16 protein-coding genes are annotated in these 18,693 nt (G+C 72.7%); 10 read left to right on the forward strand and 6 right to left on the reverse strand.

The genetic code is table 11. The features are described 5' to 3' along the window. Position 1: 1 nt before the first annotated feature. Positions 2-1,015, forward strand: coding sequence for an ABC transporter substrate-binding protein (locus GA0070608_RS17010; RefSeq protein ID WP_091629158.1), 1,014 nt, complete (start codon positions 2-4; stop codon positions 1,013-1,015). 140 nt (positions 1,016-1,155) lie between these two features. Here GA0070608_RS17010 and GA0070608_RS17015 read toward each other — a convergent pair whose 3' ends face one another. Genes GA0070608_RS17015 through GA0070608_RS17025 form a run of 3 tightly spaced genes read right to left on the reverse strand, consistent with a single transcriptional unit; the run spans position 1,156 to position 3,766 of the window. Then, entirely contained in the window at positions 1,156-2,097 is a 942-nt protein-coding gene (locus tag GA0070608_RS17015) for a hypothetical protein (protein ID WP_091629160.1), read from the reverse strand. Then, positions 2,094-3,464 carry a hypothetical protein gene (locus GA0070608_RS17020; protein ID WP_091629162.1) on the reverse strand — a complete coding sequence of 457 codons (1,371 nt, stop codon included), beginning with the start codon at positions 3,462-3,464 and terminating at the stop codon, positions 2,094-2,096. The genes GA0070608_RS17015 and GA0070608_RS17020 overlap by 4 nt, the downstream gene beginning before the upstream one ends. After that, positions 3,461-3,766, reverse strand: a complete 306-nt coding sequence (locus GA0070608_RS17025; protein WP_091629164.1) for a DUF6403 family protein — start codon at positions 3,764-3,766, stop codon at positions 3,461-3,463. The genes GA0070608_RS17020 and GA0070608_RS17025 overlap by 4 nt, the downstream gene beginning before the upstream one ends. Before the next feature lie 236 nt (positions 3,767-4,002). On the opposite strand from GA0070608_RS17025, the gene GA0070608_RS17030 reads away from it, so the two are divergent. Further along, positions 4,003-4,812: a hypothetical protein gene (locus GA0070608_RS17030; RefSeq protein ID WP_141719478.1), complete on the forward strand. Its 810-nt coding sequence runs from the start codon at positions 4,003-4,005 to the stop codon at positions 4,810-4,812. A gap of 118 nt (positions 4,813-4,930) precedes the next feature. Here the strand turns inward: GA0070608_RS17030 and GA0070608_RS17035 are convergent, their stop codons facing one another. Next, the gene (locus tag GA0070608_RS17035) at positions 4,931-7,012 is read right to left on the reverse strand and encodes a DUF4153 domain-containing protein (protein ID WP_281186083.1); all 2,082 of its coding nucleotides are present in this window, start codon (positions 7,010-7,012) and stop codon (positions 4,931-4,933) included. A 509-nt stretch (positions 7,013-7,521) separates the two neighbouring features. On the opposite strand from GA0070608_RS17035, the gene GA0070608_RS17040 reads away from it, so the two are divergent. The 6 genes from GA0070608_RS17040 to GA0070608_RS17065 all read left to right on the forward strand — a co-directional run bounded on the left by GA0070608_RS17040 (position 7,522) and on the right by GA0070608_RS17065 (position 15,210). Beyond that, positions 7,522-8,625 (forward strand): endonuclease domain-containing protein, encoded by a 1,104-nt coding sequence (locus GA0070608_RS17040; protein ID WP_091629170.1) that lies wholly within the window; start codon positions 7,522-7,524, stop codon positions 8,623-8,625. Then, positions 8,622-9,380: a hypothetical protein gene (locus GA0070608_RS17045; RefSeq protein ID WP_091629173.1), complete on the forward strand. Its 759-nt coding sequence runs from the start codon at positions 8,622-8,624 to the stop codon at positions 9,378-9,380. The genes GA0070608_RS17040 and GA0070608_RS17045 overlap by 4 nt, the downstream gene beginning before the upstream one ends. Then, positions 9,377-12,643, forward strand: a complete 3,267-nt coding sequence (locus tag GA0070608_RS17050; protein WP_091629176.1) for an ATP-binding protein — start codon at positions 9,377-9,379, stop codon at positions 12,641-12,643. Before GA0070608_RS17045 ends, GA0070608_RS17050 begins: the two co-directional genes overlap by 4 nt. Before the next feature lie 455 nt (positions 12,644-13,098). After that, positions 13,099-13,368, forward strand: coding sequence for a hypothetical protein (locus GA0070608_RS17055; RefSeq protein ID WP_091629178.1), 270 nt, complete (start codon positions 13,099-13,101; stop codon positions 13,366-13,368). Further along, a complete protein-coding gene (locus tag GA0070608_RS17060; RefSeq protein ID WP_091629179.1) occupies positions 13,368-14,405 on the forward strand; it encodes a hypothetical protein in 1,038 nt (345 codons plus the stop codon). The genes GA0070608_RS17055 and GA0070608_RS17060 overlap by 1 nt, the downstream gene beginning before the upstream one ends. A gap of 274 nt (positions 14,406-14,679) precedes the next feature. Further along, the gene (locus GA0070608_RS17065; RefSeq protein WP_141719480.1) at positions 14,680-15,210 is read left to right on the forward strand and encodes a hypothetical protein; all 531 of its coding nucleotides are present in this window, start codon (positions 14,680-14,682) and stop codon (positions 15,208-15,210) included. A gap of 190 nt (positions 15,211-15,400) precedes the next feature. Here GA0070608_RS17065 and GA0070608_RS17070 read toward each other — a convergent pair whose 3' ends face one another. Continuing rightward, entirely contained in the window at positions 15,401-16,570 is a 1,170-nt protein-coding gene (locus tag GA0070608_RS17070; RefSeq protein ID WP_091629183.1) for an acyl-CoA dehydrogenase family protein, read from the reverse strand. A gap of 181 nt (positions 16,571-16,751) precedes the next feature. Between GA0070608_RS17070 and GA0070608_RS17075 the strand changes: the two genes are divergently transcribed. Next, complete coding sequence (locus GA0070608_RS17075; RefSeq protein ID WP_091629185.1) at positions 16,752-17,681, forward strand: LLM class F420-dependent oxidoreductase; 930 nt, start codon at positions 16,752-16,754, stop codon at positions 17,679-17,681. Positions 17,682-17,780: 99 nt separating this feature from the next. On the opposite strand, the gene GA0070608_RS17080 is transcribed toward GA0070608_RS17075, so the two are convergent. Next, complete coding sequence (locus tag GA0070608_RS17080; protein ID WP_091629188.1) at positions 17,781-17,963, reverse strand: hypothetical protein; 183 nt, start codon at positions 17,961-17,963, stop codon at positions 17,781-17,783. Positions 17,964-18,041: 78 nt separating this feature from the next. Between GA0070608_RS17080 and GA0070608_RS32055 the strand changes: the two genes are divergently transcribed. Further along, positions 18,042-18,605: a hypothetical protein gene (locus GA0070608_RS32055; RefSeq protein WP_141719481.1), complete on the forward strand. Its 564-nt coding sequence runs from the start codon at positions 18,042-18,044 to the stop codon at positions 18,603-18,605. Positions 18,606-18,693: the final 88 nt, after the last annotated feature.

Below are 18,693 nucleotides of genomic sequence, written 5' to 3' on the forward strand. Positions count from 1 at the left end.
AATGAGCACGCATCGGAATGCAGGCTCGCTGCTCCGTCGCGGCAGAATGACAGGCCTTCGTGCCGCGGCCGCCGCTACTGTGGTCGCGCTCGTCGCGGCGTGCGGCTCGACATCGGACGCCACCACCGGCACCGACGGCGAAACCAACACCGTGCGAGTGGTCACGAACTTCGGAACGATCTACTACGGCCTGCTGCTCGGCCTGGACCTCCTGGCAGAGGAACGCCCCGACCTGAAGATCGAGCACGTCCAACTCTCAGCCGGAGGGGACAGTCTCACCGCTCTCGCCTCCGGCCAGGCGGACGTGGTGTCGGTCGGCGTCTCGCCCGTGCTCATCGCCCGTGAGAAGGGCGTGCCCGTGCGCTTCGGCGGGTCGCTCGTGACGGCCCACGTCGCGCTGGTGGCGATGGACGGAAAGTACCGCTCCCTGGCCGACTTCCAGCCGGGTGACCAGATCGCCACCCCCGGCCCCTACGCCGTCGGCTCCATCGCATTGCTCGGGGCGGCGATGCGTGAGCTCGGCGACTGGAAGAAGGTCCAGGGCATGTTCCGCATGATGCCCCACCCGGATGCGGTGGCGGCGCTCACGCAGGGGGAGGTGCAGGCCCATATGGCCACGCCTCCATTCCTGCAACAGGGCCTGGCCAAGGGGGCCCGCGAAGTGATCGGTGGCAACGAGCTGCTGGGTGCCCCCGTGCCACTGGGAGCCTTCGCGTTCAACGAGTCCTTCCACAAGGCGAACCCGAAGGTGTACGCCGCTCTCGTGGATGCGATCAAACGCGGCACTGCGATGATCAACGACGATCCACAAGCCGCAGCCGCACGGATTGCCGGCCTCGATGCCGTAAAGACGACCAAGGACAAGGTCCTTGTCGAGCTCACCGAGCAGGGCATCAAGTTCAACACCGAGTTCGCGGGCTACACCCAAACGGCGGACACCATGCTCCAGATGGGGCTCATCAAGAAGAAGCCGGCCCTCTCCGACGTGTCGTTGCCGAACGTCACGGGTTCATGACACCGGACTGACCGCGTGGCATCGTGCGGTCCCAGCGCCCCGTTCCCGCTGGGACCGCACCCCACCGGACAACGGCACCAGCCGGTCTGCGTCCAGGTACGTGACGATGTCGGTGATCACACCGTGGAACACGTCGAGTATCACCCGGCATCGGTCGACCCGCCGATCGCCGACGCCCGCCGGCTCAACGCGTCGACGCGGTCGATGAGCCCGCGTACGGCATCCTGGTCGTCTCCGTCGACGGCCGAGACGCGGTCGAGCAGCGCGACGTAGTCCGAGGTCAGGGCCCGGTACTCCCTGCCGCACGCCTTCTCGGCGTCCCCGAGGCGGGCCCGGCGCGGTGCCGCCGCGTACCGCTGGTCGAGGTCGATGATCTGCTGGGCCAGCACGGCGGCGGCGGCGCTGAGCGCGCTGCGGCCGTCGGCGTTCTCGTCGCGGCGGCGGCGACGGGCGTCCGCGAGCCGGCCCGCCCGGCGGCCACCGACGTAGAGCACCGTCGCTCCGGCGACGACAGCCAAGATGGCCGAGGCCGTGAGCAGGTAGCGGGGCAGCGACGGGCTGATCGTGCGCGCGCCGTCGGGAACGGTGCCGGCCTTCACCAGCAGGTCGTAGTTGACGGTGACGACCTTCAGCGCCTCCAGGGGGCGGTCGGTGAAGGTGTCGATGCCCCGGCCGATGATCGTTTCCGCCACGGCGGCCCGGCCGAAGTTCTCGTCGTCGCGTCCGGGCAGCAGCGCACACCCGTACGTGTCGTAGTCGTCCGCGTCGCGGCTCATCACCAGCACGACGTTGCCGCCGGCGGCACGCTCGACCTGGCGGCAACCCTGCCGGAGGTCGGCACCCGGTTCCAGCAGCAGCACGACCAGCCTGCGGTTGCCGATGATCCGTTCGGCCGCGGCCTGGTCCAGGTCGATGCCCGGTGCCGCGTACACGGACGAGGTGCGGACCTGGCGGGCGGCCGGACCGTCCAGCACCCCGCCGGTCCACAGCGCCCAGCCGGCCAGCGTCAGGCAGGCCAGGACGGCGAAGCCGAAGGGCGTGTCGAACAGGTCACCGAGCCAACGTCGTACGGACTGTTTCACGACAACCTGCCCCGCAGGTAGAGGTCCGGGCGGTAACTGGCGAGCCCCAGCGTCCGGGCACCGTCGTCCAACTCGTCGGCTGCCTCGTCCAGCAACGTCCACACGTGACGGCTCGGCAGTTCCTCGTCCAGCGCGGTACGCGCCGCCTGGAGCTTGACGATGCCCCGGGTCAGCGCCGGGTTGCTGCGGGCGTCGGTCAGCAGGGACATCTCGACGGCGAGCGCGGTGAGACCGGCCAGCCGGGCAGGCGCGCCACCCCGCCCGGAGTCGCCCTGCCGGATCTTCACGCCGTCCGGCCGGCGCAGCGACCGGACCGAGAGGACCAGGAACGTCGCCACGCAGGCCGCGAAGAGCCACGGCAGCGCGGGCAGCGCCACCCGGAGCGGATCGACCGGCCGGTACGGCAGCGGCCGGTCGGACAGCCCCGAATAGCGGATGTCGGTGACCCGGTTCAGGTAGGCCGCCAGCACGTTGCCCTGGGGGTAGCCGTACCGGCTGAGCCGGCCGGCGAACTGGCCGTAGAAACTCGCGCCGGCCAACTCCGCGAAGTCCGCCGTCGCCGGGCCGTGGTACTCGATCCAGAGGCCGTACATCACGATGATCGGCGTGCCCGGGAACAGGTCGGTCAGGGCTGGCCCGTACCGGGGCACCGGCTCACCGAACGGCTGCGCGGGAAGCGCCACGTACCGGGCGCCGTCCGGGAAAGCGTTCTTCGCGGCGTCGCCGGGGACGCCGGTCAGGGTGGCCCCGGCCGCGACGTGCAGGCCGGTGGCCCGCAGGTCGGCGGCGACGGCGGCCAGCTCCCGGTCGGTCGGCTCGCGCCACCGCAGCTCGTCGCGGTCGGCCGGGGCAGGCGTGTCCCGCTGCCCGGCGATCAGTGTCACCAGCAGGTCCGTCACGTCGGCGGTGGCGAACTGCGCGCGCCAGCCGGGCAGGTCGTCGGGTACGGCCTGGTACATGCCGCCGCTCACCTCGGTGCCGATCACCCGGACGGTCGCGTTCTTCACGTCCCGTACCCGGTCGCGTTCGTCCTCGTCGAGCCCGGGCGGCGCGACCAGGATGCGGACCGGATGATCGCCGGCGGCCTCGCGGACCCGCTGCTCGTTCCAGCGTGCGGTCGAACCGGGCAACCGCACCACGGGATCGGCGGCCACCAGCGCGGTCATCTCGGCCACCGATGGCACGCTCGCCTCGCTCAGCTCACCGGCCGAGCCCTCCTCGATCCTCGCCGTGGCGGCCGGCGACTGGCCGTAGCTGACGTCGACGCTCTGCCGCTGGGCGAGCAGGAAGACCACCAGGACGACCACGGCGACGCCGAGCAGCGCCCAGCGCAGCAGCTCATAGCGGTGGTGTCGACGGTGTGTCACTGGTTTGTCCGCCACAACCCGTCAGCCTCCCTCGCGTGGTCTGCCGCCGCCCGGGCGGCGGACGCCCCGCCACGCCCGGCGGCGATCAGTTCGGCGCGGGCCAGCAACTGCTCGGCCTCCGGCACCCGGGTCGCCGCCGCGTCCCGGCTGACGGTTGCGCTGTCGATGGCCGCACGGGCGGTGGACCAGGCGGTCCGGTGCTCCTGCCCCCGTTCCCGCCACCGGGGCAGCAGGGTCGTCGCGAGGCCCGCGCCCACCAGCAGGACGCCGCCGACCAGCCAGATCAGGAGGGTGTGGGACATGCGCTCCAACCATCGGACGAGGGGTACGGGGGTGCTCGGCAGCTGTCGGGCGGGCATCGGGGTACGACCGAGTCTGGCTGATCGAGTCGAGCCGGCGCGAGTCGGCCTCACCGGTCCCGGCCTGCCGGCTTCGGCCGGCTGTCCGCTTCGAGACTCAGCGGTGCTCGCCGCCGAGTCCTCGGTCAACCTGATCCGTGACGGCGGGTGTCCCGCATGTCGTGGAGATCGGAGGACCGATGAAGGCCCATTCCCGATGGCGGTCGACCCGGATGACGCTGGTCGCGGCCCTGGTCGCCGCGCTGGCCGCTGCCCTGCTGCCTGCTTCGCCCGCATTCGCGCTGCCCTCCGGCAGCGGCTGGTCGGCCTCGTGGAGCTACTACCACCCCACCGCATACCAGTACGCCGGCGCACTGCCCGGTGTGCGGCTGACCGGTTATGCCACCGACAACTCGGGCACCGGCACCACGCTCGGCACGATCGAGGACACCGCCGACGACGCCCGTTGCGCCAGGGTGATGCTCTACGCCTACGGCGTCGGCTATGTCGCCGACCGGACCACCTGCGGCAGCGGCAGCTACCTGACGTACTCCACCGGCAGCTTCAGCCAGGGGCTGCTGGTGATCGTCTACCGGATGATCACGGGCACGAGCACCCACGACAAGGGCTTCGCCATGTTCATCCCAGGCTCGTCCGCCGATCCGGAGTTGCGCACCGTGGGCACCGGCGCCAGTTGGTCGTACTACACCTCGACGGCGTTCCAGTACACGGTGACCCGCCCCGGCGTGCGGTTGATTGGCTACGGCGCCCACCAGTACACAGACCAGCGCTCGTCGCTGAACACGGTGGAGAAGACCGCCGGCACGGTCGGCTGCGCCACGGCCAAGGTCACCGGCGGGGTGTCCACCAGCGGCGGCACCTGTGTCAACGGCGGCAGCCAGTCCTTCTCCCGCTCCGACCTGACCAACAACCTGGAGGCGTCCGCCTGCTACCAGCCGATCCCAGGCACCCGACGCTGCCTGGCGGTGGGCATCCCCGAACCCTGGTGACCGACCGGACACGGCAGGGGTGCCGGGCACACCGGCACGGCACGCCCGCCGTTCCCGACCAGCCCGCCGTCCCAGGACCGACCCGCCGCCCCCGGTCGACCCGGGGGCGGCGGTGTCGTCAGCGGCGGCTCTTCGGCAGGTCGAACTGGTCGGCGGCCCTGCAGTCGCGCTGGCCGCCGACCGCGCCCGGCCCGGCCCGGTCCAGCGCCGCGCGCGCCCGGACCCGGCCCAGGTTCCAGGCGTACCAGGGGTCCGGCTCCTCAAGGTCGTCGGCGATCCAGCTCAGCGTGCAGCGGCGTGCCGGGTCGGGCAGGCCGGTCAGGGCCGGCGTCGCGTCCGCCGAGAGCGCCCGCAGGTACCAGGCGTCGATCTTCCCGGTCTGCTCGTACCGGGCGATGTTGCGGCGGGCGGCGTAGTCCTCCGGGTTGAGCACGGCCAGGCTCAGCAGCATCACCACGGCGAGCGCCACCGTCGTGCCGGGAATCCAGGCCCCACGCAAGCGGAGCCCCGCCACCAGGATCATCAGGAACACGGTGCCGAGCAGCAACTCGAACGCCATCACGAAGAGCCGCTCACCGGTGAAGCTGTAGACCTTCTGGTACGTGTACATCCGGGCCAGCGCCGACACCACGATGACGAAACTGAGCACGCTGAGCAGGCCCAGCAGGACCCGCAGCAGGTGGCGCTCGACCGCCCGGTCCCGCCGCGCCCAGCGGGCCACCCCGCCGAGCACCGCCAGCGTCAGCATGGTGACGACGACGAGCTGCCAGAACCCGCTGCGCGCGTACTCGGCATAGCTGAGGCCGGCGGTGCGCAGCACGTGCCGCTGCCCGCCGAACAGGACGGTGAACTGCACCGCCACGAAGCCGCCGAACAGCAGCGTGAGGGCGCTGATGACCGGAGCCCACTCCACGATGCCGAAGCGGCGCGTACCGGGCCGGTCCACCGTCGACAGGTCGGGCGGCGCCGCCAGCGTGTAGACGGCGGCCACGGCGCAGAGCGCACCCACGACGGCGAGGAAGATCCAGCGGAACACGGTGCCGACGTTGACCTCGGGAATCACCTCGCCGAGCACCACCGAGAAGGCGCCGTCGGCGGACGACAGGAGCGCGCCGAAGACGATCAGCGCGGCCAGGGTGGCCGCTGCCGACCCGACGATGCGACGGACCAGGCCCGGGTTCGTCGGCGCGTGCAGGTGACCGCGCACCCACGGCAGCCCCCGGAACGCCGCGAACGGCGCCGCCACCAGGCTGAACAGGATCGAGCGGACGAGTCGGCCGCCCACGATCGCGAGGGTCGCGCACCCGAGCGCGCCGAGCACGCAGAACGTCACCAACCACCAGGCGTTGCGGAAGGCCAGGACCGACAGCAGCGCCAGTGCCGCCACCGCCCAACCGGCGCGGATCCGCCGGTCCGCGCGCGGCAACTCCGCGCCCGTCCGCCGGACCGCGAGGACCACCGCGACGGTCAGGGCGAGCCAACCGAGGAACCAGCCGATGCCGGTGCGGGTGAGCGGCACGAAGAACGCCAGCGCTGCCGCCCCGGCGAGGACGGCAGCCGGCACGGCCCGGTCCTGGGCGGGCGCCGGCCCTGGCCAGCGTGTGTCGAGGAACGACGGCTGGGGCGGAAGCAGCTGGTAGCCGTGGTACGGCATCGGCACGCCAGCCGGCACCCCGACCTGGTGAGGCGCCAACACCGGCCTGGTGATCGGCGGTGCGGTGGCCGGCGTCCGCGCGGTGGTCGGCGGTGGGGCGCTGGTGGGCGCCCCGGCGGCAACCGGCGGGATGACGGCGGGTGCGTCGGTGGCGTCCGCCGGAGGGGTGGAGAAGGTCGGTGCCGCAGCGGTGGCGGCTGGCGGTGGGCTGCTGGCGTCGGGCGCCGGGGCCTCGGCCGGCGTGGCGGGGGGTGCGGCCGGGGCCGATGCCGGGGCCGGCGGGGCGGAGGTGGCCGGCGTCGCGGCGGGGGCGACCGGCAGAAGGGGGATGAACACGGCGTATCCGCGCGTCCCGGCCGGGACGTTCACCGGGATCGCCCAGGCAGGCGCGCCCTCGGCTCCGGGCCACACCATCGGGGGCGGTGCGCCCTCGGTGGGCGGCATGACGAGCAGGTACGGCGTCGCGTCCCCGGGATCGTCACCGTCGGTGCTTCCGGCTGCCTCGCCGGCCCCTCGGGGCCCCGGCACCGGTGGCGGTTGGGTCACGGAACACTCCTCGATCGAACGGTCGGCACACTGTACGGCCGACTCCGGTTCCGCCGCCGCCCCTGACACGGCCGGAGACAGGCATCGTCGGAAGCTAGTACATCTGCTGGCGCAACCGGCGCAACCGGCGTGCCCGGCCGAGATCCGGATTCGCGATGAGCTGCAAAATCCGCCACGGGTGCTGGTTGGCAAAGGGTGCACACGCGGGACGCTGTCGAGCTGATGTCGTAGACGATTCAGGGCCATCGCTACCGCTGCCACAGCGGCCCGGACACCGGTTGATGTCACAGACGATTCAGTTCGACAGCGTCGTACGTACCCTGTCGCCTGCGGGCCGGATCGGCGACCATCACCGCTCCACGGAGCGCGAACTAGCCGTTCGCGGCTGTATGACGAGGCACCAGGCCGGCAGACAACCAACGTCTGCCCACGACCACGCCGATGCGGGCCCGGACAACCGACCTGGACGGGTGGGCACGCCCGACCGGTCCTCGGTAACGTGCTCGGCCATGGCCAGCGGCACGCCTCCCGCAGACTGGTGGACAGCCCTGCCCGCGCGGCAGGTCAGCCACCTGCCCGGCCTCGACGCCGAGTTGCTCCACGTCGGCCTTGACCCGTCACCGGTCGCCGCTCCGGTCGTCGTCCGGTACCGCGTACCGGTTCACGGTGGCTTCACCGACCTGCTCGCCGCCGTCCTCGACGAGTTGGACCGTGCGGCGGTCAGGCTGTTTCCCCGCTGGCTGCCCGGTGCCGAACGGCTCGACGGCGCAGGCACGCTCGGCACCGCTGCGGTCCGGGCCCTGGCCTCGCGGGCCGCGGCACGCTCCGCGCACTTCGGCCCGTTCCTGGCCGACCTCGCCGAGCGCGCGCTCCGCGGCGAGAACCGGCCGCGTCGGCCGCGCTTCCCGGCGGAGGTACGGGCTGCCGGCCTGGCCCGCGTCATCGCAGCCGCGTACGAACGCGACGGGTGCGTTCTGCTGGTCGGCCTGACCGACGAGTTGACGGCGGACGGGGAAAGCGCGTTGGTCGCCGTCGCCGAGTGGCTGGTGCGGCACGGCCGCTTCACCGTCTGGCTGGCCGGACGACCACTGCGTACGGTCGACCGGATCCGGTCGGTTGCGGTCCCGCTGCCGTCGAGCCTGACCGAGTTGGCGGAGCCCACCGGTCGGGTTCCCGACAGCATCCGTGAGCCTCCGCCGATGTTGACGGCTCCGCCGATGTTGACGTTTCCGCCGCTGTCCGGGGTGCCGCGCGGCGACAGCGCGGCCGAGCAGGCCCTGGAGCTGGCACTGACGCCGCACGAGTGGGCCCGGGGGCGGCGGTGGAACCACACGTACGACTGGCACCTGCTCGGCGAGACCTACCGTTTGGATCTCCTCTGGCCGGCGGAGGGGCTTGCGGTCGAGGTGGACGGCCCGGAACATCGGGGACGAATCCGTTTCGCCAACGACCGGCGGCGTGACGTGCGGCTGCAACTCCTCGGGCTGGACGTCCTCCGGTTCACCAACGAGCAGGTGCTGTCCGACGTCCAGGCCGTGGTCGGCATGATCCGTCAACTGCTGACCCGCCGTCGCGCGGCCGGCGCGCACCCCCACCGAGAAGAGGCACCATGACGAGCACGGCGGACGTCCCGAACCTGACGCCCAACCAGATCAACGCGCTCGTGGTGCTCATGGTCGAGGCCCGCGAACTGACCAACAACGAGCTGAAGGAGCTGGCCGGCTTCGCCCTCACCGGTCCCGACAACGCCAAGCTCGTCAAGCTGGGCCTGGTGGAGACCGACCGGTCACACCGGCCCTTCTCCCACCAGTTGACCGACGAGGGGTGGCGGGTGGTGCGGCAGCTGCACGCCGGTGCCCCGCCCGCGAAGGGCGGCTCGGCCACCCGTTCGCTGCTCACCCTGCTGGCCAACCTGCACCGTTCGCTGGACCGGTTGCGGCTCAGCCACGCCGACTTCTTCAAGCAGGCGCCGGTCGCCCCGGTCCCGACGGCCGCCCCGACGTCACCGGACTCCGCGACGGCACCCGCAGCCACCGGGCCGGGCGCCGTCGGCACAGGCCCGGGCGCCGTGGCCACCGAGCCGGGCGCCGCAGCCACCGAGGCGGGTGCCGTGGAGGCCCTGGTCCGGGCGGCCTACCACGAGCTGGCCAGGAAGCCGGGTGCCTGGGTGGGGCTCGCCGACCTGCGCGAGCACCTCGGCGCGCAGGACCGCGCGACCGTCGACGCGGCGTTGCGGGCCATGGTCGGCCAGGACGGCGTCCGGATCATCCCGGTCGCCAACACCAAGTCGTTGACCGCCCGGGACCGGGCGGCGGCGGTGCGCATCGGGGACGAGGAGAACCACACCCTGGCGATCGGCCCGGCATGATTCCGCAGGACGTACGGGCCGCGCTCGAAGCGGTCAGCCTCAACCCGGCGGTCACTCCCGACGACGTGTGGCGGCCCAGCCCGCACGACGTGCCGGAGCTGCACGAGAAGGTGGTCGCGGAGATCCTGCGGGGGGTCGGCAAAGCCCGCACCGACGACACCACCGTCCCCCTCGGGGTGGCCATGCAGGGGCGGGCCGGTGCTGGCAAGACCCACCTGCTCGGGGCGGTGCGGGGCCGGATCCAGCGCGAGGGCGGCTACTTCTTCCTGGTCGACATGGTCAGCGGGAAGACATTCTGGGAGAGCGTCGCGCTGGCCCTGGTCGAGGGCATGGGCCGGGACGCGATCGGCTGGGGCACCCAGCTGCGTACCTTCCTGCGCCGGCTCACCGCCCAACTCGGCATCCCGGCCGAGGTACGCGACGCGGTCGCCGGCACGAAGCCGGTGACCCGGGAGCACCTGGACACCTTCGTGCGGGCCCTGCGGACCCGCCATCGCGAGGTCGGCCGGGACTGCCAGGACACCGCCCGGGCGCTCGTCCTGCACGGTGCGTTGGACTTCGAGGCACAGGACGTCGGCTACGCCCACCTGATCTCCGAGCCGGGTGACCCGCTCGGCCGTACGGCGTGGGGGCTGACCCCGGCGATCCGTACCCCGCAGCAGATCGTCCAGGACGTCTCCCGGCTGATGGCGCTGACGCTCGACCCCACCGTGATCGCCGTCGACCAGCTCGACACGCTCTTCGCCCAGACCAGCACCGCGATGTTCGACCAGGACGCCGGGCTGGAGGACGCCCAGGCGAAGGTCGTCGGACCCATCGCCGACGGGCTGTTGAAGCTGCGTGACGTCACCCGGCGGACGCTGATCGTGGTGTCGTGCCTGCCGGACACCTGGGAGCTGCTGACCAGGAGCGCGCCCACCCCGGTCGGTGACCGGTTCCGGCAGGCGACCCTCCCGGACCGGATCCCCACCGCCGAGATCGGTCGGGCCATCGTGGCGAAGCGGTTCACCGCCGCCTTCGCCGGGCCACGCTTCGCGCCGCCGTACCCGACCTGGCCGATCAGCCCGGAGGCGTTCACCGACGCCCCGGCGTTGACGCCCCGGGCGCTGCTGCGTCGGGTGGACCGGCACGTCGCCTGGTGCCGGGACCGGGACGAGGCGACCGAACTCGACCGCCTCATCGAGGGCGCCGACCACGTCGTCGGCGCGTCCGGGCCGGCGGGCGCCGACCACGGCGTCGGCGCGTCCGGGCCGGCGGGCGCTGGTCGTGGCGTTGGCGCGCAGGCACCAGGCGACCCGGACACCTGCGACGACGTGCGCCTGCGGCAGCTCGACGACCGGTTCGCCGAGCTGGTCGCGTCGGCGGACGTGGCGGCGGCGCTCGATGCGCGTACCGAGGACGAGCACATGCCGACGCTGCTCGCGGCCGGCCTGGCGGCCTGGATCGCCGAGCAGGCCCCGACCGGTGCCAGCTACAAGTACGATCCGCCGCCGGGGCGCAAACCGGCGCTGCACGGGCGGCTGATCGAGGTGTTGGACGAGGCCACCGAGAACGAGGCGCACTGGTGCTTCCGTGCCATCGCCCATCCGAACGCGATCGCGGCGACCGCCAGGGTGAAGGCGGCCTGCACGATGGCGGGCCTCGACCGCGAACTGCCGCAGCGGCGGCTGGTGCTGTTGCGCAACGGCCCGTGGCCGACCGGGAAGCGTACGACCGAGGTGCTGGCGGCGTTCGACGCGGCCGGCGGCGTCCGCTGCGGTGTCGTGGAGGCGGACCTGCGGGTCTTCGCCGCCCTTCGTGAGCTGTCCGGCGAGACGCCCTCGGTCCTGCGGGAGTGGCTGGTCACACGCCGACCGGCGAGCTCCACGCGGCTGTTCGCAACGGTCCTGGGCGACTCCGCCGGAGCGACCCGCGCGGCTACCGGGCAGGTCTCAGCCGGCGGCGAGGCCGACGCGCGGGCCGGCACCGGGCGGGCCGCCGCCCACGGAACCTCGATCCCGTTGGGCCGGACGACCGACGGCGGGCAGCCGTTCGCGGTGGACCTGGAGTCGCTGCGCCGGCACACGGTGATCTTCGCCGGTTCCGGTTCCGGCAAGACCGTGCTGATCCGGCGGCTGGTCGAGGAGTGTGCGCGGCAGGGCGTCTCCGCGATCGTGCTCGACCCCAACAACGACCTCGCCCGGTTGGGTGATCCCTGGCCGGAGCCGCCGGCCGGATGGGTTCCCGGCGACGCCGGGCGGGCCGGCGACCACCTTGAGAACACCGAGGTGGTGATCTGGACGCCCCGGGTCAACGCCGGCCGGCCGCTGAGCTTCCAGCCCCTGCCGGACTTCACCCCCGTGCGCGACTCGCCGGACGAGTTCGACCAGGCGATCCGTTCGACGGTGGAGGCGCTCGCGCCGCGGGCCGGGGTGGACCGGCCGACGAAGCTGGCCCAGCAGGGCAAGGCCGTGCTGACCGAGGCCCTCCAGGCGTACGCGAGGAGCGGAATGGTGGGCCTGCCCGGCTTCACCGAGTTCCTCGCCGAACTGCCCGACGGGGTGAGTCGGCTGACCCGGGCGGACAAGCTGGCCCAGGACCTGGCCGAGACCCTGAAGGCCGCCATGGTCACCGATCCGTTGTTCGGCGGCGTCGGCTCCCCGGCCGATCCGGGACTGCTGCTCACCCCCTCGCCGGGGCGTCGGGCCCGCATCTCCGTGATCAGTTTCGTCGGGCTCACCTCGGACCAGGAGCGGCAGGGCTTCGTCAACCAGTTGCAGATGGCCCTGTTCGCCTGGATCAAGCGGCACCCGGCGGGCGAGCGTCCGCTGGGCGGGCTCTTCGTGATGGACGAGGCGCAGACCCTCGCCCCGTCGACCGGGCAGACGGCCTGCACGGCCAGCACGATCGCCCTCGCCTCGCAGGCCCGCAAGTACGGGCTCGGGCTGGTCTTCGCCACCCAGGCGCCGAAGGGGCTGCACAACCAGATCTCCGGCAACGCCACCACGCAGTTCTTCGGGCTGCTCAACGCGCCCGCGCAGATCGACGCGGCCCGCCAGTTGGCGGAGGCCAAGGGCGGCCGGCTGCCCGACATCGGGCTGATGCGCAGCGGCCAGTTCTACGTGGCCGGAGACGGCTTCGCGTTCGTCAAGGTGGACACCCCGATGTGCCTGACCCACCACCCGAAGGCGCCGCTCAGCCCGGAGCAGGTCGTCGCCCGGGCGGGTGCGGCACAACTCAGGCCGGAGCGCAGTCACCTGCCCGACGCAACGGCCGTCCGATGACGGACAGGACGCCGGCAGCCTCCCCGGCGCACTGTTGTAGCAGGTCAGAGGCGTGAGGATGGCGGGCCACAACCCATTCCCCGGGCCCGGCGGGGACAGCAGCGTCCCCGCCGACACCGCCATCACCGAGCCCGGCCCCGCGACGGCCACGGCGTAACGCAGCGCCGGCCCGCCCACGCACCGCGAGGCCGCGCTCCGGCAGCCACCGTCCCGGGTGCCCGGGCCGGTGCCGCCTCACCGTCACCGACACCGACGTCCCCATCCCGGCAGCGACCGGAGCCGCGCGGCGACCCGAGACGAGCGCGGCCGTTGCGTCGTACCCAAAACCGGTCCCGAGCCCACGCCGACGCGTGCCCGGTTGCCCGGTCGTTGCCCTGTCTCATCACTTCCCAGCCGGATCCGGCCGTGGTCACGAGCCGGCCGGTCCGGCGATCGAGCACGAGAGGAGCCGGCAGATGGCCGCTCCCACCGCGACCGCCTCCCTGAACGCCTCCACCTACTCACCCGGCGACCAGATGATCCTGACGGTCAGCTACGGCGACGCCGACACCAAGCCGGTGACCGTCACGATCGTGGTCACCGACGCGCAGGGCAACAGCAGCGCCCCGGTCAAGGTCACCGCCGTCATCGACCCCCTCACCCTCACCGTCACCGACGACTCGGGCCGCACCTGGACCCGGGCGTCGGACAACGGTTCGGTCGCCGTCTACCGGGCGGTGGCGTGATGCCCCGGGTCACCGTCACGGTGCGTGACAACGGCGGGCGCACCGCCACCGCCACCGCCGACTACACGATCGCGCCGCCCGTGCTGGGCGGCTACTACCTCTCCGGCGGCGCCGACCCGACGGCCGACATGGCCGGCGGGAACTTCCGCTCGCTGACCCAGTACCGCAGCTTCGCCGACGGCTACATCTTCCCCGGCTACCAACGGCCGTGGCTGATCACGCTCGGCAGGGCCGGGGTGCAGGTGAACATGGTGCTGGAGCTGAAGCACTACGGCGCGCCCGACGCCGGGTCGCAGACCTTCACCGTGGACGGCGTCACCTACACCGTCCCGGCGCCCGCGATGACCATCCAGCAGCGCCCGGGGACGACCTGGCCCCGCGCGTACGGCTACAGCCAGGTGCTGGCCGGGCACTGCGACGGGCTGTTCGCCCGCGCCCTGTCCCAGTACCGGACCCTGGGCTTCGGGGTGAACATCCAGCTCGCCTCCGAGCTGGACACCGACCACGAGTTCGGCACCACCGAGTCCGGCGTCAGCTACCCGTGGGCGCAGTCGGACGCCCGCGCGGTGCAGGCGATGACCTACATCGTGAACTGGTTCAGGGCCCGTCAACTGCCCGCCCGCACGACGTTCTCGGTGGGGGTGGGCGGCTTCGACCGGGCCTGCTTCCAGCGCACCCACCCGGAGGCGCTGATGAGCAGGCTCGACTTCCTCCAGTGGAACGCCTACGCCACCAGCCCCACCCACACTGCGCTGGCCCGGTTCCGCCGGGCGAAGGACTGGGCGGTGGCCGACCTCGGCCCGGTCGCCCTGTCCCGGCCGGTGATCATCGCCGAGTGGGGCGTACGGGTGGCGGAGGTGCCGAACCAGGCGGCCTGGATCGCCACCGTGCCGGCGGCCATCGCCCAGCTCAACGCCGAGCGGGGCCCCCGGATCACGCGGACGAACTACTTCAACTCGGGATGGGGCACCCTGTCGCCGAAGTCGACGGGGCTGGCCGCGTTGCGGGCGGCGTACGCCACCCGGCCGTACGTCTAGGGGCGGCGTCTGCCCGTTCCGGATTTTTCGGACTGCCGGCCCTCACCTGCCCACACCGAAACATGGCCGATCCATGGAGGCTCACACACCGCTTCATCGACGTAAATCTGACAGTTAAGGGAGGTGGAAAGGCGAATTGCGAGGGTGTGGGAATACATCTGCCGGGCCGCAGTGCGCGGCGACCATTGCGCCTCCGAAAACGCAGAGATACCCTACGCATCCGATTGCACACGCCGGGTGAAATTCCCGGACGTCCACTGACGGGAGCCATGACGTGCTCAGACGTACTGCGATTGTCGGAATCGCCCTGCTGGCCACCCTTGCGGGCACCGGCGCAATGGCCGCGCCGGCGCACGCCTGGGATGTCATCTGTCCCATCGGCGATGAGTGCGGTGGTGGTGGCGACCCGGGTACCGGCCCCGGTGTGCCTCCGCCCGCCCCCGCGTACACCCTCCAGGGAGTCATCCAGCACGAGGGCGAGGAGCACCAAGGTGCCTGGCCGCTCCGCCAGGGCCGTGTCAAGATCCGCGGATACTCCCGGTTCGCCAACTCGAGCAACGACCGGGTCGACGCCAACTACATCAACGTACGGTGCTCGGCCACGGTGCTCGGCTACACCAACAATGACTACGACGCCGAGAACAACGGGGCGCTCGTCGACGTGCACTTCAAGTCTCCGATGGTTCCGGTCAGCGGCGTCCCCGTCCAGTCCCGGACTGTCACGGTGACCTGCATCCACTACGCAGAGAAGAACGGCGTCTCCTACGACGCCACCAGCACCGCCCAGTTCGTCATCTCCGAATGATTCCCGGCGGGGCGGTCCGGTCCGGACCGCCCCGCTCGGCAGCTATCAGCCGACAAAGATGGCACCATCAACACTTTGGTGAAAGAAACGTGGGGTTCTCGGCGCTGACCCATTTTCGGCCTCTGGTGGTGACATTATTTGGCCGAGTCGCGGGCGTGAAGCGTGAGCCCTCAGGTGCTGAGAATTGGCGTCAGTAGGCCAGCTCCACCGGCCGGCCGAGCACCCGGGCGCCGTTGTTGGCGAGCCAGCCCTCGGCTGCCGCCGCGTGCTGGCTGAAGGTGTGGATGTCGCGGAACCGCCGCTGGAGCGGTGACGAGTCGCGGGCCGCCCCGCCGCCGGCCGCCCGGTAGCAGGTGTCGACGGCAGCGGTGGCCCGCTCCGTCACCCAGGGCAGCGCGGCGGAGATCCGTGGGTGCAGCGCGGGGATCGCCGCCGGGTCGGTGGCGCAGGCCGCCCACAGCTCGTCGGCCAGGTCGCGCAGCAGCGCCCGGGCCGCCCGTACGTCCAGGTCGGCGCGGCCGAGCTGGAGGCGGAAGGCCGGCGAGTCGGCGAGCGACTGCCGGGCGTAGAGCCGTTGCCGGCCGCCGTCGAGCAGCGCGACCATGTCGTCCAGCGCGCCCTGCGCGATGCCGACCGCCACCGCGCCGAGGTGCAGGACGAAGTGGACCAGCGGCGCCACGAAGCCCGGCCCCGGTACGCAGAGCACCCCGGTGAACAGGTCGAAGCTCTCTTCCATCGGGCAGAAGGCGTCGGCCACCTCGACGTCGTGGCTGCCGGTGCCGCGCAGGCCGAGCACGTGCCAGGTGTCGTGCACGGTGACCCGGGAGGCCGGGAAGAGCATGGAACGCATCGCGGGCGGTGCTCCCGCCGGCCCGGGCAGTGGCTCGCCGTCCTCGGTCAGCACACAGTTGCCGAAGATCAAGTCGGCGTGTCGGGAACCGCTGGCGAACGCCCACCGGCCGGTGACCCGGAATCCTCCGTCGGCTGGCTCGGCCCGTCCCTGCGGGGCGAAACCGCCCCCGACCACCACGTCCGGCCCGTCGGCGTAGATCTTGTCGAACCGGTCGCGGGGCAGCATCGCCAGCAGGTGCGGCGTCTCGGCGCCGATCATCACCGTCCAGCCGGTGGAGCCGTCGGCCCTGGCCAGCGCCTCCAGCACCCGCAGCCCGGTGTGCAGGTCCGCCTCGTACCCGCCGTGGCTACGGGGGACGAACATCCGGAAGCAGCCGGCCGCCCGCAGCGAGTCGAGCAGGTCGGCGGGGAGTCCCCGGGCCGCCTCGATCTCACCGGCCCGGCGGGACACCTCCGGCAGCAGCGTGTCCACCGCCCCGATCAGCCGGTCCCGGTGCTGGTCCTCCATGGGGGTCCTCCTCGCCTCGTCGTTCGCCCTCCACTCTGGACTTCGCGGGGCGCCGGGGGCCAGGGACGCCGCTATCGGATGCCTGCCACTTCGCCCCGGCCGGGGCACCCGCCTGGGGCCGCCGCCCGGGGGGAAGGGCCGGATCGGCGCGCCGGCCCGGCCGGCTCCCTATGCTCGGGGCATGGAACTGCGGATCTTCACCGAACCCCAGCAGGGCGCGACGTACGACGACCTGCTCGCTGTGGCCCGCTGCGCGGAGGACGCCGGCTACGGCGCCTTCTTCCGCTCCGACCACTACCTGAAGATGGGCGCGGTGAGCGGCGACCCCGGCCCGACGGACGCGTGGACGACCCTCGCCGGGCTGGCCCGGGACACCCGGCGGATCCGGCTGGGCACGCTGATGACGGCCGCCACCTTCCGGCTGCCCGGCCCGCTGGCCATCACCGTCGCGCAGGTCGACCAGATGAGCGGCGGCCGGGTCGAGTTGGGCATCGGCACCGGCTGGTACGCCGAGGAGCACACCGCGTACGGGATCCCCTTCCCGTCGCTCGGGGAGCGCTTCGACCGGCTGGAGGAGCAGCTCGCGGTCGTCACCGGTCTCTGGGCGACGCCGCCCGGCGGCACCTTCGACTTCGCCGGGAAGTACTACCCGGTGAGCGACTCGCCGGCCCTGCCGAAGCCGGTGCAGGACCCGCGCCCGCCGATCCTGCTCGGCGGCATGGGCCCGAAGCGCACCCCTCGCCTGGCCGCCCGGTACGCCGACGAGTTCAACCTGCCGTTCGCCTCGGTCGAGGACTCCGCCGCCCAGTTCGACCGGGTCCGGGCCGCCTGCGCGGAGACCGGCCGGGACCCAGGCGAGCTGTGCTGGTCCAACGCGCTGGTGCTCTGCTGCGGGCGGGACGACGCCGAGGTGGCCCGGCGGGCCGCCACGATCGGCCGGGAACCGGACGAACTGCGCGAGAACGGCCTCGCCGGCACCCCTGCCGAAGTCGTCGACAAGATCGGCCGGTACGCCGAGATCGGCAGCGAGCGGCTCTACCTCCAGGTACTCGACCTGGCGGACCTGGACCACCTGGAGTTGGTCGCGGCCGAGGTGAAGCCCCAGCTCTGAGCGGGCCGCACGAGGGTGGGCGGCCTCGCAGGCAGCCCGGCGAGGCCGCACCCAGGCGCGCAGCCCGGGGCGGCCTCGGATTTTGGCGGCCCCGAGCCGTCAGGCGCGCTGCCCGGCGTCGCCCGCGCGGGGCGGCGGCCCCGGATGGGGCACCGGGCGCGGCACGGGCGGCGGCGTCGGCGTCGGCCGGGGGCCGGGCGTGGGGGCCGTGCCCGCCGGGTCGGCCCCCACCGTGGCGGGGAACATGTCGTACAGCGGGGCGGAATCGCGATAGCTGCTCATCGGCGTAGGGTTCCCCGACGACGGCGGGGTAACCGTGCCCGATCGACCGGTTTCCGCCCCGCCGGTGATCGTCGGATGATGCGCCCCGACGATCACGGTGTCGAACGGGGGTACGACATGGAACTACACCGCAACCGGGGTGGGCTGGTGCTGCCCCTGGCCTGTGTGATCGGCGGCGGGGTGCTGCTGGCGCTGCCGGGCGAGAACGCACTACTGCGCCGGCTGGTCGCCGCCGGCGCCGTGCTGCTGGGCGGGGGCGTGCTGGTCGGCCTGCTGCGCCCGTTCCGGTTCGTCATCGGTGCCGACGGGCTGACCGTCCGCCGCCCCGGGCTGCGCCGCACGATTCCGTGGGCGCAGGTCGCGGCGCTGGCGCTGGACCAGCCACCGGCCCGCAACGGGCTGCCCTCGCCGCCCCGGCTGCTGCTGGTGCCCGCGCCGGGCGCGCTGGGTGACCTGCCGGTCGACGGGCGCCATCCGGTCGACGGCCGGGCCGCGGTGGAACTGCTGGACCTTGGGCGGGTCCGGGAGCAGCCCGCCGAGGTGGCGGCGGCGCTCACCCGGCATGCCGGGGACCGCTTCGTCGACACGCTCGGCGCGGGCCCGGCCGAGGATCGGTCCGGCGACCGCCACCGCACCCCGTGAACAACCCGGCGGGCGTGCCGCGTCGCAACTGGGCGGGCGACGTGTCCTGAGGGACGGAACGCAAGAGGCGTGTGGGCAAGTGTCGGAT

The organism is Micromonospora peucetia (assembly GCF_900091625.1).
Taxonomy (GTDB): Bacteria; Actinomycetota; Actinomycetes; order Mycobacteriales; family Micromonosporaceae; genus Micromonospora; species Micromonospora peucetia.

Excerpts from the sequence above, each read along its gene's own strand:
- GA0070608_RS17070 (WP_091629183.1), bottom strand. The coding sequence starts at position 16,570 with ATGGAGGACCAGCACCGGGACCGGCTGATCGGGGCGGTGGACACGCTG.
- GA0070608_RS17055 (WP_091629178.1), top strand. The coding sequence starts at position 13,099 with ATGGCCGCTCCCACCGCGACCGCCTCCCTGAACGCCTCCACCTACTCA.
- GA0070608_RS17025 (WP_091629164.1), bottom strand. The coding sequence starts at position 3,766 with ATGTCCCACACCCTCCTGATCTGGCTGGTCGGCGGCGTCCTGCTGGTG.
- GA0070608_RS17075 (WP_091629185.1), top strand. The coding sequence starts at position 16,752 with ATGGAACTGCGGATCTTCACCGAACCCCAGCAGGGCGCGACGTACGAC.
- GA0070608_RS17050 (WP_091629176.1), top strand. The coding sequence starts at position 9,377 with ATGATTCCGCAGGACGTACGGGCCGCGCTCGAAGCGGTCAGCCTCAAC.
- GA0070608_RS17030 (WP_141719478.1), top strand. The coding sequence starts at position 4,003 with ATGAAGGCCCATTCCCGATGGCGGTCGACCCGGATGACGCTGGTCGCG.
- GA0070608_RS17040 (WP_091629170.1), top strand. The coding sequence starts at position 7,522 with ATGGCCAGCGGCACGCCTCCCGCAGACTGGTGGACAGCCCTGCCCGCG.
- GA0070608_RS17010 (WP_091629158.1), top strand. The coding sequence starts at position 2 with ATGAGCACGCATCGGAATGCAGGCTCGCTGCTCCGTCGCGGCAGAATG.
- GA0070608_RS17045 (WP_091629173.1), top strand. The coding sequence starts at position 8,622 with ATGACGAGCACGGCGGACGTCCCGAACCTGACGCCCAACCAGATCAAC.
- GA0070608_RS17080 (WP_091629188.1), bottom strand. The coding sequence starts at position 17,963 with ATGAGCAGCTATCGCGATTCCGCCCCGCTGTACGACATGTTCCCCGCC.
- GA0070608_RS32055 (WP_141719481.1), top strand. The coding sequence starts at position 18,042 with ATGCGCCCCGACGATCACGGTGTCGAACGGGGGTACGACATGGAACTA.
- GA0070608_RS17060 (WP_091629179.1), top strand. The coding sequence starts at position 13,368 with ATGCCCCGGGTCACCGTCACGGTGCGTGACAACGGCGGGCGCACCGCC.